The sequence below is a fragment of the uncultured Dialister sp. genome (genome assembly GCF_937959425.1).
Lineage (GTDB): Bacteria > Bacillota > Negativicutes > Veillonellales > Dialisteraceae > Dialister.
The window spans coordinates 1-2,130 of record NZ_CALGPS010000186.1; the positions used below are offsets into that span (position 1 = coordinate 1).

Here is a 2,130-nt window from a genome sequence, read left to right on the forward strand (position 1 = left end):
ATTTTGGCGATTTTCGCCCGGCTCAAAATGGCTAAATTCGCCTGGCTCTAACACTCCCCAGCGGAGCGATACTTTATAACTACCCTGGGAGGAGCCCTCAAACTGTCCGGGAGGCGTCAGCCGGTCCCGGACAGAACCCTTGGGCCAGCGCGTCAGCGCATGGCCCATCAACCCTCGCGCCCGTAAGGGCGCGTCAACCTTCGGGAATACCGTTCCGCGGATAACAGCAGCGGTAAGGGGCCAGCAGACAGCCGAAGTCTGGTGTCTGACTGTCTCTTCCCTTTCGGGAATCCATCCGCACAAAAACGGCGTCCCTGAGGGCGCCGCTTTCTCATTTCTTTATTTTGCGATTTCCATGCCTTCCACTCTTTCTTCTTCCTTCTTCTCCGATTTCTTCATAATCTTGTACACGCCCACCGTGAGGAGGGGAACCAGGTAGAGGAGGATGAAGGCATAGGCCAGGGCGTTGTAGCCTTTGGCGATGAGGTCGATAATGCCGATTTTAGCAAAGGCCACGGAAATGACCAGAATGGTGACGGTGAGCATGCCGCGGTGCTGACGGCTGAGGGGATTTCTGCCCGTATCACGGAGGCCCGTGTCGATACGTTCCAGCATGGCATGGATGATGCCGGTGGCCGTTTCAATGAGGGTCCAGCCCATGACAATGCTGAAGAGAAGGAGCAACCAGCCCGGCGCATTGTCCGCCTGCATCATGGCTACCCAGGGTACCGGGGAAGCCAGCACTGCCTTGTCGGGATAGAAAGCCATGACTGCATAGTAGGTCATGAACCAGGGGATAATCATGAGAAGGCCGGCGATGATACCGCTGACGATGGTGTCCTTCCGGCTCTTCTGGGCCTTGATAGTGAAGAAGGACGCAGGAAATACCACCAGGTTGTAAGCCATGTAGAGAATGCCCGTCCAGAGAGCGGCCCCTATGGTAGCATCGGGTACGAAAGAATGGTCACCTGCAGCCATGACCTCGGAAATATGGGCGCCGCCGTGGCTGATAACCAGCACGGAGAAGGAAATATAACCGATGTAAAGAAGCACGGTGCCGATGGTTTCAAAATAGGAAATAATCTTTTCCCCGTAGTAATTGAGGATGCCCACCACGATGGTAATGGCACCTACGCCGTACCAGTAGTTGAGCCCGGTCATCTGCTCCACCACCGCGCCGGTGGCAGACGACATGACCGCAATAATGATGACCATGAAAAGCAGGTACACCAGATCAAACACATGGTACAGAGGCCCGATCAATTCCTTAAGGAAAGACTTGAAATCATACACCTTATAGAGCCGGATGAGCTCAAAGGAAAGGATCGCCACCAAAGCAAATCCCACAAACGTAGCCAGCCCCGAAAGCCAGCCCATGGCGCCGAACTTGGCGCCGTACTCCACGATTTCACGGCCGGTGGCATACCCGCCGCCGATGAGGACGGACTGCAGGATAATGCCGGGAAGCACCAGCCGCCCCAAAGCTCCACTGAAAAAACCTTTTTTCTCTTCCATACTGCTTCACTCCATTTCTCCAAAACTCCTGCAGGAAATCAAAAAGCGCCCATCAGAAATCCATTCTGAAGGGCGCATCTTCGCGCGGTACCACCTTGTACTTATCACTCTGCCACATCAATGAAAGAAATCCATTGCGTAGGGCTCATCCATAACGGGGACTGCCGCCAGGCCTACTCTGTTCGGCCGGGATGCTCGCGAGTGAGTAAAACGACAGCGCCTGCCGGTTTTCACCATCCACCGGCTCTCTAAGAGGAATCCCGTCATTTCTGTCTCGTTCCATGCAGGTACTTTTTAGTTAGACATTAGTATACACGCATTGGAAAGGGTTGTCAATGGGGAAAATAAAGAGGGGAGCGCCTTTAGGCACAAAGGGGCACGGCTGACGCCGTAGGTTGTATAAAAGGGTTGTGAGGGAAAAGGTTAACGGCTCCTGCGGAGCCGAGGGTCCTTAAGGTTCTTAGGTTTGACGGGCCTATGGCCCGAGGGTTGTGGATTGCCATTGGAGCCACTGCGTGGCAAGGTTCAGAGGGTTCAGAAGGTTCAAAGGGTTCATAGGGGGAGGGTGTAAAATTCCTTGTGTAAATTAGATTCCTATTAATAAACATGACATTT

At 53.6% G+C, this 2,130-nt stretch carries 1 protein-coding gene; it reads right to left on the reverse strand.

Features of this window, described 5'->3' with window-relative positions; genetic code table 11:
- Positions 1 to 339: 339 nt before the first annotated feature.
- Positions 340 to 1,515, reverse strand: a complete 1,176-nt coding sequence (locus Q0482_RS07635) for a hypothetical protein (RefSeq protein ID WP_299145197.1) — start codon at positions 1,513 to 1,515, stop codon at positions 340 to 342.
- Positions 1,516 to 2,130: the final 615 nt, after the last annotated feature.